At 65.0% G+C, this 12,647-nt stretch carries 13 protein-coding genes and 1 tRNA gene; 7 read left to right on the forward strand and 7 right to left on the reverse strand.

Annotation, left to right across the window (positions count from 1 at the left end):
- Window positions 1-12: 12 nt before the first annotated feature.
- Genes mutY through mutM form a run of 3 tightly spaced genes read right to left on the reverse strand, consistent with a single transcriptional unit; the run spans window position 13 to window position 3,957 of the window.
- Window positions 13-1,098, reverse strand: a complete 1,086-nt coding sequence (mutY, locus tag ACYVB7_RS11685) for an A/G-specific adenine glycosylase (RefSeq protein WP_460507688.1) — start codon at window positions 1,096-1,098, stop codon at window positions 13-15.
- A gap of 12 nt (window positions 1,099-1,110) precedes the next feature.
- Window positions 1,111-3,060: a dynamin family protein gene (locus tag ACYVB7_RS11690; RefSeq protein ID WP_460507690.1), complete on the reverse strand. Its 1,950-nt coding sequence runs from the start codon at window positions 3,058-3,060 to the stop codon at window positions 1,111-1,113.
- A 60-nt stretch (window positions 3,061-3,120) separates the two neighbouring features.
- On the reverse strand, window positions 3,121-3,957 hold the full coding sequence (gene mutM, locus ACYVB7_RS11695; RefSeq protein WP_460507693.1) for an Fpg/Nei family DNA glycosylase: 837 nt from the start codon (window positions 3,955-3,957) through the stop codon (window positions 3,121-3,123).
- Window positions 3,958-4,003: 46 nt separating this feature from the next.
- Between mutM and ACYVB7_RS11700 the strand changes: the two genes are divergently transcribed.
- The 7 genes from ACYVB7_RS11700 to pth all read left to right on the forward strand — a co-directional run bounded on the left by ACYVB7_RS11700 (window position 4,004) and on the right by pth (window position 9,797).
- The gene (locus tag ACYVB7_RS11700; protein ID WP_460507695.1) at window positions 4,004-5,770 is read left to right on the forward strand and encodes a tetratricopeptide repeat protein; all 1,767 of its coding nucleotides are present in this window, start codon (window positions 4,004-4,006) and stop codon (window positions 5,768-5,770) included.
- Entirely contained in the window at window positions 5,764-6,297 is a 534-nt protein-coding gene (locus ACYVB7_RS11705) for a lipoprotein insertase outer membrane protein LolB (protein ID WP_460507697.1), read from the forward strand. The genes ACYVB7_RS11700 and ACYVB7_RS11705 overlap by 7 nt, the downstream gene beginning before the upstream one ends.
- Before the next feature lie 10 nt (window positions 6,298-6,307).
- Complete coding sequence (gene ispE / locus ACYVB7_RS11710; protein ID WP_460507699.1) at window positions 6,308-7,168, forward strand: 4-(cytidine 5'-diphospho)-2-C-methyl-D-erythritol kinase; 861 nt, start codon at window positions 6,308-6,310, stop codon at window positions 7,166-7,168.
- 68 nt (window positions 7,169-7,236) lie between these two features.
- A tRNA-Gln gene (locus tag ACYVB7_RS11715) sits at window positions 7,237-7,313 on the forward strand.
- Window positions 7,314-7,390: 77 nt separating this feature from the next.
- Window positions 7,391-8,362, forward strand: a complete 972-nt coding sequence (locus tag ACYVB7_RS11720) for a ribose-phosphate pyrophosphokinase (RefSeq protein ID WP_460507701.1) — start codon at window positions 7,391-7,393, stop codon at window positions 8,360-8,362.
- 102 nt (window positions 8,363-8,464) lie between these two features.
- Window positions 8,465-9,088: a 50S ribosomal protein L25/general stress protein Ctc gene (locus tag ACYVB7_RS11725; RefSeq protein WP_460507792.1), complete on the forward strand. Its 624-nt coding sequence runs from the start codon at window positions 8,465-8,467 to the stop codon at window positions 9,086-9,088.
- 88 nt (window positions 9,089-9,176) lie between these two features.
- Window positions 9,177-9,797, forward strand: coding sequence for an aminoacyl-tRNA hydrolase (gene pth, locus ACYVB7_RS11730; RefSeq protein WP_460507703.1), 621 nt, complete (start codon window positions 9,177-9,179; stop codon window positions 9,795-9,797).
- Between the two features lie 6 nt (window positions 9,798-9,803).
- Here pth and ACYVB7_RS11735 read toward each other — a convergent pair whose 3' ends face one another.
- Genes ACYVB7_RS11735 through ACYVB7_RS11750 form a run of 4 tightly spaced genes read right to left on the reverse strand, consistent with a single transcriptional unit; the run spans window position 9,804 to window position 12,619 of the window.
- Window positions 9,804-10,064 (reverse strand): 4Fe-4S dicluster domain-containing protein, encoded by a 261-nt coding sequence (locus ACYVB7_RS11735; protein WP_460507705.1) that lies wholly within the window; start codon window positions 10,062-10,064, stop codon window positions 9,804-9,806.
- A gap of 9 nt (window positions 10,065-10,073) precedes the next feature.
- Entirely contained in the window at window positions 10,074-10,559 is a 486-nt protein-coding gene (gene coaD, locus ACYVB7_RS11740) for a pantetheine-phosphate adenylyltransferase (RefSeq protein ID WP_460507707.1), read from the reverse strand.
- Window positions 10,560-10,587: 28 nt separating this feature from the next.
- Window positions 10,588-11,241 carry a 16S rRNA (guanine(966)-N(2))-methyltransferase RsmD gene (gene rsmD, locus ACYVB7_RS11745; RefSeq protein ID WP_460507709.1) on the reverse strand — a complete coding sequence of 218 codons (654 nt, stop codon included), beginning with the start codon at window positions 11,239-11,241 and terminating at the stop codon, window positions 10,588-10,590.
- A 28-nt stretch (window positions 11,242-11,269) separates the two neighbouring features.
- Window positions 11,270-12,619: a M16 family metallopeptidase gene (locus tag ACYVB7_RS11750; protein WP_460507711.1), complete on the reverse strand. Its 1,350-nt coding sequence runs from the start codon at window positions 12,617-12,619 to the stop codon at window positions 11,270-11,272.
- Between the last annotated feature and the right edge of the window lie 28 nt (window positions 12,620-12,647).

Raw genomic sequence — 12,647 nt, forward strand, 5'->3', positions numbered from 1 at the left:
GCCCCACCCCATTCACAGGGTCAGCAGTTGCCCCAACACCTTGCTGACCGGGGCGGGCAAGCCCAGTGCCCGGGTGTCGTTCGGACAGGAATGCCATTCCCCTGGCAGGGCATTCAGCCACGTCGCCTGTTCGCCGATGGCGTGGGCCGACAGGCGAAGCACCCTGGCGTGAAGAACCAGGTCCATGTGGGTCAACACATGGGTGAACGCGGGCCACGCCGTCAGGCTGGAACGCCAGTCAGCAGGCAATGCCGCCTCCAGCGAAGCTTCCGCGTCGAAGGAGGGGAAGCTGTGCAACCCACCCCAAACCCCCCGGGATGGACGCCGGGCAAGCCACACCCGCCCGTCATCCCGCCACAGCACCAACCACCACCACAGCTGCGTGCGCCGCACCAGCTTGCGGGTTTTGACGGGCAACACGTCCACCCGTCCCTGCGCACGGGCCTTGCAATCGGCAGCCAGTGGACATTCGGAGCACCTGGGACGGCGTGGGGTGCAAACCGTGGCCCCCAGGTCCATCAAGCCCTGGGTGTAAGCAGGCATGAGGTGTTCATGCCCGCTCGAAGGAACACGCTGGTCCACCTGGGCCTTGAGGGCTCGGTCTGCCGCCGTGGACGACAAGTCCTGCTCAAAGCCCAAGTGGCGCGCCATGACACGCTTGACGTTGCCATCAAAAATCGACACCCGCTGGCCAAAACAGAACGACGCAATGGCCGCCGCCGTGGATGGCCCAATGCCGGGCAGCTGAGTCAACTCGTGTGCGCTGGACGGGAAACACCCGCCGTGTTCTTGAACCACCACCTGTGCACAGCGGTGCAGGTTTCGCGCCCGGCTGTAGTACCCCAGGCCACTCCACAACGCCAGCACGTCGCCCTCGGCTGCGCCAGCCAATGCCTGGACATTGGGAAAACGTGCCAAAAAACGGTCGAAGTACCCCAGCACCGTGGACACCTGGGTCTGCTGCAACATGATTTCCGACAGCCAGACCCGGTAGGGATCGCGGGTGCCTTGCCACGGCAGGTGATGCCGTCCTGCGCTGACTTGCCAGGCAATCAGGCGTTGTGCAAAGTCACCCAACGGGTGAGGAACGTCACGCATCCGACGTCGGCGTCATGCCGTCAACGGCAGCGGCTGGGTCAGCACGCCTCGCTGTGTTTCCACCATGGCATCGGTCATGTGACGCAACTCATCGGACTGCTGCTCCAAATCACCCACCTGCCCCAGCAACTCCGCAATGCGAGCGTCCAAGTCGCCTGCGGCGTCCTGGATGCGTTTGACCGCATCCACCCGCTTGGCATAGCTGCGACGGCGGTCGCGCAGCTGGGTGTCCAGCTGCGCGGCGGCGGTTTTGTTCCACAGCTCAAGGTCATTGGCTGCCGATTCATACACCACCCGCAAACGACTGGCCAACGCCCGCCCCAGGCGCTCGGAAAACTCGGGCTGGGCCAGCTTCAACGCGTTCCCCACCCCCAGAAAGCGAACGTGGCTTTGCTCAATGTCGCCCAGTTCACGGAGGTATCGGTCCAAATCGGGCAACGGTGGCAGGAGCAAGGATAAACCGTGCTCTGTGTTGAGCTGGGCAAACGCCGACGACAGCATGGAAGAAATTTCTTCACCCAGCTTGCGCCCCTGGGTCAACAGATCGGCCAATGCGGCAAAGGTCTGCTCGTAGGTTTTCCGGACCCCCAGCTTCAACCCGGGTTCGCGCAGCTTCTCGGTGAGTTTGAGCACTTCCTGGCGGAACCGGGCATGCCCCAGCACCTTGAAAAGCTCGCGCAGCAGCTTCATGTGCACCGAGCGGACGGCCTGGATGCGTCCGCCTTCGCCTTCGAACTCCTTTTGCTCCTGCTCGATGCGTGCCCGCATGTGGCGGATGACCGCCGTGTTCTTGCCGCGAAGGCTCTCCAGTTCCTGGATCTGCTCGGTCACCTCCCGAATCCGCGACTGCGTGGTCTGGTTGGCCAACGACACCAAGCGGGTGACGCCGTCGGACACCGCATCCACCAACAGTTGCCGCCGCTGCCCCACAATGCCTTGCACCAACACCGCCTCCAGCTCGGCCAGGTGACTGGCCGCGAGCAACTCTGGGTCGTTCTGGATTTTGGCCACCAAGCCCTTCTGTGCAGACACCGCCAGCACGCGGGACGGGTCCATGCCCAGGATGTTGGCCGAGCTGACCACCTGACGCTGAATCTGGTCGGCCACCACTTCGGGCGAGCTGAGTTCGTCCCACAGAGTGTCGATCTTGTTGAGCACCACCAACCGGCTGGCCTCGGTCCCGTGTGTGGGTGCCAGGTGCTCCCGCCAAATGCGCAAGTCGGACTGGGTCACCCCCGTGTCGGCACCCAGGATGAACAGGATGGAATGGGCCTGCGGCAGCAAGCTGACCGTCAGCTCGGGCTCGGCACCGATGGCGTTGAGCCCCGGTGTGTCCAGAATGACCAGGCCTTGTTTGAGGATGGGGTGCGCGATGTTGATGAGCGCATGCCGCCAGCGGGGAACCTCCACCAGCCCGTCCGGCCCCACCATGCTCCGATCGGCCCCACCCTCATCCAGCCAGAAGCCCAGCGCGGCCGCCTGCTCAGGGGTGACCCGATTCACTTCGGCCACACGGGCCATGGATGCGGCCAGGCCATCGGGGTCCTTGACGTCCAGGGCAATGGTTTCCCAGGCGTCGGTCTGCTCACGCCACTCGACCAGCGCCCGCGACTCCAGCCGGGTGTTGATGGGCAGCAAGCGAAGACACGGAGGCAACTCGGGGTTGTACGCCAGCTCCGTGGGGCACATGGTGGTCCGCCCGGCACTGGCAGGCATGATGCGCCGACCGTACCCTGCGAAAAACAGCGCATTGATGAGCTCTGACTTGCCACGGGAGAACTCGGCCACAAAGGCCACCATGACCCGGTCGTCCTGCACCTGACGGCGCAACAGGTCGATGTGCTCCTCCACCGCCGCGTCCAGCAAATCCCGCTGCGACAGCCAATCGGCCAGTCGCTGCAAGTCCGCTGAAAACGCCCTGCGCCACCGACTGTGCAGGTCAAAATTCTGATTGAAGCTCATGTGATCGCATCCCTGGGGCAAGTACTGGCCATCCGACCCAATATACACGGGCCAACACGCTCAACCCCCTCTGGGTTTGGGCTGGCAACGGCGGCAGAAGTAGGTGGCCCGTTGCCCCTGCACCATCCGTTCGATCGGTGTGCCACACACCGTGCACGCCTGTCCCGAACGGCCATACACCTGTGTGGCCGTCTGGAAGTGGCCCGATTGTCCACTCAGGTCACTGAAATTGCGCAGCGTGCTTCCCCCCATGTCCAAGGCCTGAACCAGCACCTGAACAATGGCATCATGCAAAGCGGCCACCGTGCGCCGAGGAATCTGCCGCGCCGGGGTGGCCGGGTGGATGCGAGCGCGAAACAGTGCCTCGCTGGCGTAGATGTTGCCCACCCCCACCACCACATCGCCTTTCAGCAGCACCTGCTTGATGGCCGTTTGGCGAGCCGCCAGCCCCTGGGTCAGCACCTCCACGGTGAAATCGTCCGACAAGGGCTCCACCCCCAGGCCACCCAGCAAGCGACTGGCCGACGGTTGCGACAATGCTTGAACAAACAGCAGTGCCCCAAAGCGGCGGGGGTCGTTCATCACCAGGGCTCCACGGTCCGTGAGCACCCGCACATGGTCATGTTTTCCAGGCTGCCCGCCATCGACGGCATCCGGCACCCAGCGCAAGCTGCCCGACATGCCCAGGTGCCCCAGCAACCACCCCCGATCCAACTCAAACAGCAGGTACTTGCCCCGGCGCCCCACCTGAAGGATGCGCATCCCCTTCAGAAACGACGGATCCACGCCCAGAGGCCAGCGCAACGGCTTGCCCAGCACCACATCTCGGATGACCGCGCCCTCCAGGGAACCTGCGAGACCCCGGCGAGTCACTTCCACTTCGGGCAATTCAGGCATAGAGGTCTCGAACTTGCTGCGATGAACGTTCCATTATGATGAACCGATGACCCTGAAACGTCCCTTTGGCCAGACGCGGCACCTCCTCCAACGTTTGGCTTGTGCCGCCCTTGCCGCGGGCACCCTGACGTTGGCCCATGGACAGGACAAGGCAGCCATCGAACGCAGCCGCACGGCCTTCAACAACGCAGAAGTGGTGTACCTCACGCTCCTGGGCGAAATCGAGGTCCAGCTGGGTGAACCGGGCGCTGGTTACTCGCTGATCCTGAACGCGGGGCGAAAGTCGGGAGACGGCGAATTGTTCAAACGCGCCATCCACCTGGCCCTGCAAGCGCGGTCTGGAGAGTCGGCGGTGGATGCCGCCAAAGCCTGGAGCGCCTCCCTGCCCAACGATCCGGAACCCCTGCGCGTGCTGGTGCAGGTGCTGCTCAGCCTGCAACGGACGGATGAAACCGGCCCTCACCTGACCAAGCTGCTGGACCTGACCCCGGACAGCGAACGGGTGGCCTTGCTCGATGCCATCGGCCAGATCTACAGCCAGAGCCGCGATCCACAGACGGCGCTGAAAGTGGTGGCGCCGCGCTTGCGCACGTGGCGGGACACGCCCGCCACCGCAGCTGCCGCACAAGCGGCGCTGGCACGGGTGCAGCGGGCCGCGGGTCAAGAAGCTCAGGCCGCCGACACCTTGAAGCAGGCGCTGGCCGCGCCCGTGCCATCCAACCTGGCCGGGGTATTGGCCGTGGAATGGCTGGGCGGCACAGCCCCCGTGAGCGAGCAATGGGTGGTTACGTTGCTGGAACGGCACCCCCAGCTGAGCCCTGTGCGGCTGGCCTACGCCCGGCATTTGCTGCGCACCGAGCGCTGGGACGAAGCCGAACGACAACTCGACCAACTGACCTCGGGCCCACAGGCCGACCAGTCCCCTCCCGAGAGCTGGCTGATGCTGGGTGCCCTGCAACTGCAGTCACGCAAGCTGGAAGCCGCGCAGCGCAGCTTCCAGCGTTTCCTGGCGGCCCCTGACGTGGCCACCACCGACACCTTTGCACGCGGAAGAAACCAAGCCTACCTGTCACTCTCGCAAATTGCCGAAGAACAGCATCGCCTGGACGAAGCCCGCCAGTGGCTGGACAAGATCGAGGACAACGAAGACCCGCTGCGTGTGCAATCCCGCCGGGCGGGCCTGCTGGTGCGGTCCGGACAATGGCAACAAGCCGTTGACCTGATCCGCTCGGTGGCCGACAACCCCGACGACGGCAACCGCGCCCGTTTGTTGGCCGAAGTTCAGGTGCTGCGAGACGCGGGCCAACTCCAGGCCGCCTACGACCGACTGGCCCAGGCCGTCGCCCTCATGCCCGGCGACCAGGACCTGCTGTACGAGCAAGCCACGGTGGCCGAGCGACTGGGGCACCACGACGACATGGAGCGGTTGCTGCGCGAGGTGCTCCGACTCAAACCGGACCACCACCATGCCCTGAACTTCCTGGGATATTCGCTGGCCGACCGCAACGAACGCCTGCCCGAAGCCAAGGCCCTGATCGTGCAGGCCCTGACACTGGCACCAGGGGACCCCTTCATCACCGACAGCCTGGGCTGGGTGGAATACCGCATGGGCAACCTGGACCAGGCACTGAAAAACCTGACCATCGCCTACGCCGCACGGCCGGACGCCGAAATCGCCGTCCATCTGGGAGAAGTCCTGTGGGTCCTGGGCCAACAACCGGCGGCCATGGAGCACTTTCGCAGGGCACAGGCCATGCAACCCGACAACGATTTGCTCAAGCAGACCGTGCAGCGGCTGAAAGTGCCATGGTGAGCACCCCAAGCCGCACGGCGCTGCGGGTCCGCGGGCTTCGGATGTTGGGCGCACTGATTGCTACATTTTTCATAGCTGCTTGCGCAAATGTAAAAAGCGCTGGAGCGCTGAAAGATGAAGATGCCCCGTACTGGAGTGGACGCATCAGCATTTCCACCACCCAGCCCAAGCCGCAGCGGATGACGGCATCGTTCGAACTCAGTGGCACCCCGGAAGTCGGCATGCTCACGCTCACCAGCCCGCTGGGCACCACACTGGCCACCGCCCGGTGGTCACCGGGTTTGGCCGAGCTGGAACAGGGCGGCCAGCGCATGCGTTACCCGGACATTCAATCGCTGATCAGCACCGCGCTCAGCCAGCCACTGCCCCTTGAAATGGTTTTTGCCTGGCTGAACGGTCAGGATCCATCCACCAACGGCTGGACCGCTGACCTCAAAGACCTGCCCCAAGGTCGCCTGGGCGCCCACCGCAGCGACGCCCAAGGCGACGCCGACGTGCGCATCGTGCTGGACACGATCGCCCGCTGATCCTTTTGCCATGCAAACCCTGTACGACCTGCCCGCGCCGGCCAAGATCAATCTGTTCCTGCACATCACCGGGCGGCGGGCCGATGGCTACCACCTGATGCAATCGGCCTTTGTGCTGCTGGACCTGCACGACACCCTGCACCTCTGCCTTCGCACCGACGGGCAAGTGTCGCGCGAGGACCTGCAGAGTCCCCATGCATCGGAAGCACTGCCGCACGACGACCTCAGCGTGAAAGCCGCCAAGCTGCTGAAACAAGCCACTGGCAGTGCATGCGGCGTGCACATCACCCTGCAAAAGCGCATTCCGTCGCAAGCGGGCATGGGCGGCGGTTCCTCTGACGCCGCCACCGTGCTGCTGGCACTCAACCGACTGTGGAACACACACCTCAGCCGAACCGACCTGATGCGCCTGGGCCTGCAACTGGGGGCCGACGTCCCCTTTTTCCTGTTCGGAGACAACGCCTGGGCCGAAGGCATTGGCGAGCAGCTTCAGCCCCTGGACTGGTCACCCCAACGCTATCTGGTGGTGAAGCCCCCCCAAGGTTTGCCGACCGCTGCCATTTTTTCCGACCCAAATTTGAAACGCGACACAAAAGCTGCTACAATGCAAGGCTTCGCTGATCACTGCAAAACAAACAGCACGCTGTTTGGATGCAACAACCTTCAGCCTGTCGCGCAACAGCATTGCCCGAGCATTCGGCACTGCATCGACTGGCTGGCCCGGCAAGGCCTTCAAGGCCGGATGACGGGTTCTGGAAGTGCAGTGTTCGCTCCTGCAGTCAACACGTTGACGCTGCCAGCAGCCCCTGAAGAGTGGTTTCTGGCAACAGCCAACAGCCTGCCGGAGCATCCGCTCAAGCGATGGATCTGAGCGATCCGGCTGCCACGAAGCGGTTACAATGCGAAACGGTTTCGGTTGATCTTCGGATCATCCTGCGTAGGGGAGTCGCCAAGTTGGTCAAGGCACCGGATTTTGATTCCGGCATGCGAGGGTTCGAGTCCTTCCTCCCCTGCCAAAACATTCACCAGACATCGCCGACACCCGTCGGCGATTTTCTTTGGTCAGCTCAAAGAGCACTGCTGGACAGGCATCATGCAAGCACCCACCCCTGATTTCATGATTTTCACCGGCAATGCCAACCCGGTATTGGCCACCGAAATTGCCAAACACACGGGCACCACCGTGGGGGCTGCCAACGTGGGCCGCTTCTCCGACGGCGAAGTGTCGGTGGAAATCACCCAGAACGTGCGTGCCCGCCACGTGTTCGTGGTCCAGTCCACCTGCGCCCCCACCAATGAGAACCTGATGGAACTCATCATCATGGTGGACGCCCTCAAGCGCGCCTCGGCCGACAGCATTTCCGCCGTCATCCCTTACTTTGGCTACGCCCGCCAGGACCGTCGTCCCCGTTCCAGCCGCGTGCCCATCACCGCCAAGGTGGTGGCCAACATGCTGCAAGCCGTGGGCGTGTCCCGCGTGCTGACCATGGACCTGCACGCCGACCAGATCCAGGGCTTCTTCGACATCCCGGTGGACAACATCTACGCCTCGCCGGTCCTGCTGGGCGACCTGCGCCAGAAGAACTACTCCGACCTGCTGGTGGTGTCGCCCGACGTCGGGGGTGTGGTGCGCGCCCGCGCCCTGGCCAAGCAGCTGGACTGCGACATGGCCATCATCGACAAGCGCCGCCCCCGCGCCAACGTGTCCGAGGTGATGCACGTCATTGGTGACATCGAAGGGCGCAACTGCGTGATCATGGACGACATGATCGACACCGCCGGCACGCTGGTCAAAGCCGCCGAAGTGCTCAAGGAGCGCGGCGCCAAGAACGTCTACGCCTACTGCACCCACCCCATCCTGTCTGGCCCCGCCGTGGAGCGCATCGCCAAGGGTGCGGTGGACGAGGTGGTGGTGACCAACACCATTCCGCTGAGCCAGGCCGCCCAGGCCTGCCACAAGATTCGCCAACTCTCCGTGGCCCCGCTGATTGCCGAGACCATCTCGCGCATCGCGTCCGGTGAGTCGGTCATGAGCCTGTTTGCCGATCAGGACCACCTGTTCTGACCGTGTGAACACCACCCTCGAACCCCGCATCCGGCGGGGTTCGTTTTTGAAACCGAGGTGTGCCCTGGTCGCGGGGTGTGCCTCACAAGGAGTCTCATCATGATGAAATTTGTCGCTTTCGAGCGCGCCAAGCAGGGCACGGGTGCGAGCCGCCGTCTCCGCAACACCGGTCGTACCCCAGGCATCGTCTACGGTGGCGCCACGCCCGCCGTGCAAGTCGAGCTGGACCACAATGCCCTGTGGCACGCCCTGAAGAAGGAAGCTTTCCACGCCTCCATCCTGGAAATGGAACTGGCCGGTCAGACCAGCCAAGTGCTGCTGCGTGACGTGCAATACCACCCGTTCAAGCAACTGGTGCTGCACGTGGACTTCCAGCGCGTGGACGCCACCACCCGTCTGCACAAGAAGGTGCCCCTGCACTTCGTCGGCGCTGAAGATTCGCCTGCCGTCAAGGAAGACAAGTGCCTGGTCAACCACGTGGCCAACGAAGTGGAACTGGAGTGCTTTGCCACGGCCCTGCCCGAGTTCATCACCGTGGACCTGAGCAAAGCCGTCAAGGGCCAGTCCATCCACCTGAAGGACCTGGTGCTGCCCGCCAACACCAAGGTGGTCACCCATGGCCGCCCCAACCAGACCCTGGCCACCCTGGTCGAACCCGAACCCGAAGTGGTCGTGGTCCAAGAAACCAAGACCGACGACAAGAAGAAGGGCAAGGGCAAGAAATAAAGCCCTTGGGTGGCCCGACACGGCCACTCACCCGCGAAGCCCGCTCCTGCCAGCGGGCTTTTTTTTGAGCTGAAACTGCGGCCACACCATGATCAAGCTGTTTGTGGGCCTGGGCAACCCCGGGCCCGACTACGACGACACCCGCCACAACGCCGGTTTCTGGTGGATCGACGCCCTGGCCTCGCACTGGAAGGTGCGCCTGCAGCCCGAGCGCAGCTACTACGGGCTGGCGGCGCGCACCACGGTGGCCGGTCAAACCGTCTGGTTGCTGGAACCCCAGACCTTCATGAACAAGTCGGGGCAGTCGGTGGCGGCGCTGGCGCGCTTCTTCAAGATCCAACCGTCTGAAATCCTGGTGGTCCACGACGAATTGGACCTGCCCCCAGGCGAAGCCAAACTCAAGCTGGGCGGCAGCCACGCGGGCCATAACGGCCTGCGCGACATCCATGGCCAACTGGGCAGTGCCGACTACTGGCGCCTGCGCCTGGGCATTGGACACCCCGGCGACAAGGCCGAAGTGGTGAACTGGGTGCTGAAAAAACCCAGCCCGGAGCACCGTGACGCCATTGCACAGGCCATTGAACGCAGCCTGAAGGCCGTGGACGACCTGGTGGCCGGGCGCATGGACAAGGCCACGGTGCAAATCCACACCAGCAAGCCCCCGCGCCCCAAGCCACCCAAACCTGTGGCGCCCCCCGCGGCGGAGTGACGGGCGTCAGGCCACCTTGGCCTGTTGTTGCAGGCGCTCAAACTTCTGCATCAGCGTTTCGCGGGTTTCCACATGCTCGGGGTGGACCGGGATGCAGCTCACCGGGCACACCTGCATGCACTGTGGTTCGTCGAAATGCCCCACACACTCGGTGCACTTGTGGGGGTCGATGTCGTAGTGTTCCTCCCCCATGTAGATGGCCTGGTTGGGGCATTCGGGCTCGCACACATCGCAGTTGATGCACTCGGCGGTGATCATCAGGGCCATGGTGTCTCCTCAGGCCTGCACCACCGGGGGACGCAGCGCCGCGGCCACCCCCGGACTGACCATCGCGGACACGTCGCCGCCCAGCTTGGCGATCTCGCGCACCAGGGTGCTGGAGATGCACTGCAACTCGGCCTGCGGCAGCAGGAACACCGTTTCCACCGCCGGGTTGAGCTTGCGGTTCATGGCGGCCATCTGGGCCTCGTAGTCGAAATCGGTCACGTTGCGGATGCCTCGCACCACCGCGGTGGCCCCCTGCTGGCGGCAGAAGTCCATGATCAGCCCATCGAACGGCTGTACCTCCACGCCCGGCAGGTCGGCCAGCGCGTCCTTGGCCAAGGCCATGCGCTGGGCCAGCGTGAAGCGGGTGTTCTTGTGGTGGGCCATGGCCACGGCCACGATGAGCCGATCGAACAGGCCCGCCGCACGGCGCACCACATCTTCGTGGCCCAGGGTGATGGGGTCGAACGTGCCGCTGTAAACCGCTGTGCGAGTCATGTCTGTCAAGAAAAAAGCAAAGGCGTGATTATCCGGGCAGCGGTATCCCCGCAAGCAGCGCATGGTGAACCGCACCGGTCTTGCCTTGGCGCTGGATGCGCAGGCCCAGCGGGGCCAGCTCGTCGTCGGTCCAGGCGCGGGGGGACTCCAGGTAGACCTGGCCCCGGGTCTCGTGCAAGGCGGCCCGCGCCGCCTTCAGGGCCTGGGTGAACAACACCGGGTTGCCATCGTCCCCGAACGGCGGGTCCAGGAACACCAGGTCCCAGCCCTGCCCGGCCAGGCGCTGCAGGGCGGCCAGCGCATCACCCCGGTCCACCTTGACCTGGTGGGCCTTGAGCTTTTGCACCACCTTGCGCAGGTTGGCGACCAGGGTGGCGTCTTGCTCCACCATCAGGACCTCAGTGGCACCGCGCGATGCGGCTTCCAGCCCCAGCGCCCCGCTGCCGGCAAAGGCATCCACGCAGCGCCAGCCCGGCAAGTCCTGCCCCAGCCAGTTGAACAGGGTTTCACGCACCCGGGACGGTGTGGGCCTGAGGCCGGGCAAATCGGGCACCGACAGCGGGGTGCGCTTCCACAGCCCACCGATGATGCGGACCTCGTGCGGGGGGGCCTTGGGCACCGGCCTGCGGGCAGTGGTTGGCTTGGACGACGGGGGGCGAGAAGAAGAATGCGATGCGGACATGGGGACCGAGCATAACGGTCCCCGCCACTCAGTCTTTGGCCTTGCCGCCCACCACCACGGCCACCATGCGCTGGGGCAGCAACACGCGGGCAAAAGCGCGGCGGATGTCGGCCACCGTCACGGCCTGGATGTGCTCGGTCCAGGTTTGCAGGTAATCGGGCGGCAGGTCGAACCAGAGGATGTTGGCCACGTTGTCCAGCAGCTTGCGGTTGGTGTCGATGCGCAGGGCAAAGCCGTTGACCATGAAGTCCTTGGCGGCCTTCAATTCGGCGTCCGTGGGTCCCTGGGCCACGAACCCGGCAATGACCTCGCGGGCCACGGCCAGGGCGTTGTCGGCCTGCTCGGGGCGGGTCTGCAAACCGGCCATGAAGGCCCCGGCGTGTTCACCGGGCATGAAGTAGCTGTAGGCCCCGTAGCTCAGGCCGCGTTTCTCCCGCACCTCGGTGGTCAGGCGGGACACAAAACCCCCGCCGCCCAGCACGTAGTTGCCCAGCAGCAGCGGGAAGAAGTCCGGGTCGCGCCGGGTGTGGCCGGGCTGCCCCAGCAGCACGTGGGTCTGGGCCGTGTCCATGGGCACCCGCAGGGTCTGGGCGGCCTGCAAGGGGGCCACCTCGGGCACGGGCGGCAAGGCACTGCACGCGCCGCCCGCGGGCCGTGCCGCACCGGTGTTTTGCAAGCCCGCCATCAGCGTGGACACCAGGGCGTCGGCCTGCGCCCGGCTGACGGCCCCCACCAGGCTCACCCGAGCGTGGCAGGGCTGCACATGGCGTTGCCAGTGACGCTGCATGTCGTCCAGGGTGATGCGGGCCCAACTGTCCGGGGTGGGCACGGCCCCGTAGGGGTGGCTGCCGTACACCGCGCCCTGAAAGCGCTGCCAGGCCACCGCGTCGGGCTGCACCTGGCGGTTGCGCCACTGGGCCGCCCAGCGCTCACGGTCGCGCTGCCACACGGTTTGCAGGGCGGCACGGCTGGCGGGATCGGCGGCGGTCCAGGCGGGTTGAGCCAAGGCGCGGGCGGCCAGGCCAACCGCCGCATTCAACACCATGGCATCGGTGAGGGTGCGCAGCTGAACGCTCAACCGATCTGGGCTGGCGGACACCGACCATTGCGCGCCCAGGTCCATCCAGCGCTCGGTCAGGGCGTTTTCGTCCAACGCAGGTTCGGTCGCACTGGCGGCCACACCGCGCTGGCTCATCAGGGCCATGGCGTCGGCCAGACCGGGTTGATCGGCCGGGTCGCGGCGCGAGCCCGCGTCGAAATCGACCCGCAGGTCCAGCATGGGAATGCCCGCCGCCTCCACCCACGCCACCTGGGCACCGCTGGGGTGCTGCCAACGCTCCACCCGAGGTGCCGCCTGCGCAGCCACCCCAAAAAACATCAAACAAAAAAGGACTGTAGCGCTTGAT

It is taken from the genome of Hydrogenophaga soli (assembly GCF_054777695.1).

Coding starts and splice junctions, on each gene's coding strand:
- ACYVB7_RS11700 (WP_460507695.1), top strand. CDS start 4,004: ATGACCCTGAAACGTCCCTTTGGCCAGACGCGGCACCTCCTCCAACGT.
- pth (WP_460507703.1), top strand. CDS start 9,177: ATGATCAAGCTGTTTGTGGGCCTGGGCAACCCCGGGCCCGACTACGAC.
- mutM (WP_460507693.1), bottom strand. CDS start 3,957: ATGCCTGAATTGCCCGAAGTGGAAGTGACTCGCCGGGGTCTCGCAGGT.
- rsmD (WP_460507709.1), bottom strand. CDS start 11,241: ATGTCCGCATCGCATTCTTCTTCTCGCCCCCCGTCGTCCAAGCCAACC.
- mutY (WP_460507688.1), bottom strand. CDS start 1,098: ATGCGTGACGTTCCTCACCCGTTGGGTGACTTTGCACAACGCCTGATT.
- ispE (WP_460507699.1), top strand. CDS start 6,308: ATGCAAACCCTGTACGACCTGCCCGCGCCGGCCAAGATCAATCTGTTC.
- ACYVB7_RS11705 (WP_460507697.1), top strand. CDS start 5,764: ATGGTGAGCACCCCAAGCCGCACGGCGCTGCGGGTCCGCGGGCTTCGG.
- ACYVB7_RS11725 (WP_460507792.1), top strand. CDS start 8,465: ATGAAATTTGTCGCTTTCGAGCGCGCCAAGCAGGGCACGGGTGCGAGC.
- ACYVB7_RS11750 (WP_460507711.1), bottom strand. CDS start 12,619: ATGTTTTTTGGGGTGGCTGCGCAGGCGGCACCTCGGGTGGAGCGTTGG.
- ACYVB7_RS11690 (WP_460507690.1), bottom strand. CDS start 3,060: ATGAGCTTCAATCAGAATTTTGACCTGCACAGTCGGTGGCGCAGGGCG.
- coaD (WP_460507707.1), bottom strand. CDS start 10,559: ATGACTCGCACAGCGGTTTACAGCGGCACGTTCGACCCCATCACCCTG.
- ACYVB7_RS11735 (WP_460507705.1), bottom strand. CDS start 10,064: ATGGCCCTGATGATCACCGCCGAGTGCATCAACTGCGATGTGTGCGAG.
- ACYVB7_RS11720 (WP_460507701.1), top strand. CDS start 7,391: ATGCAAGCACCCACCCCTGATTTCATGATTTTCACCGGCAATGCCAAC.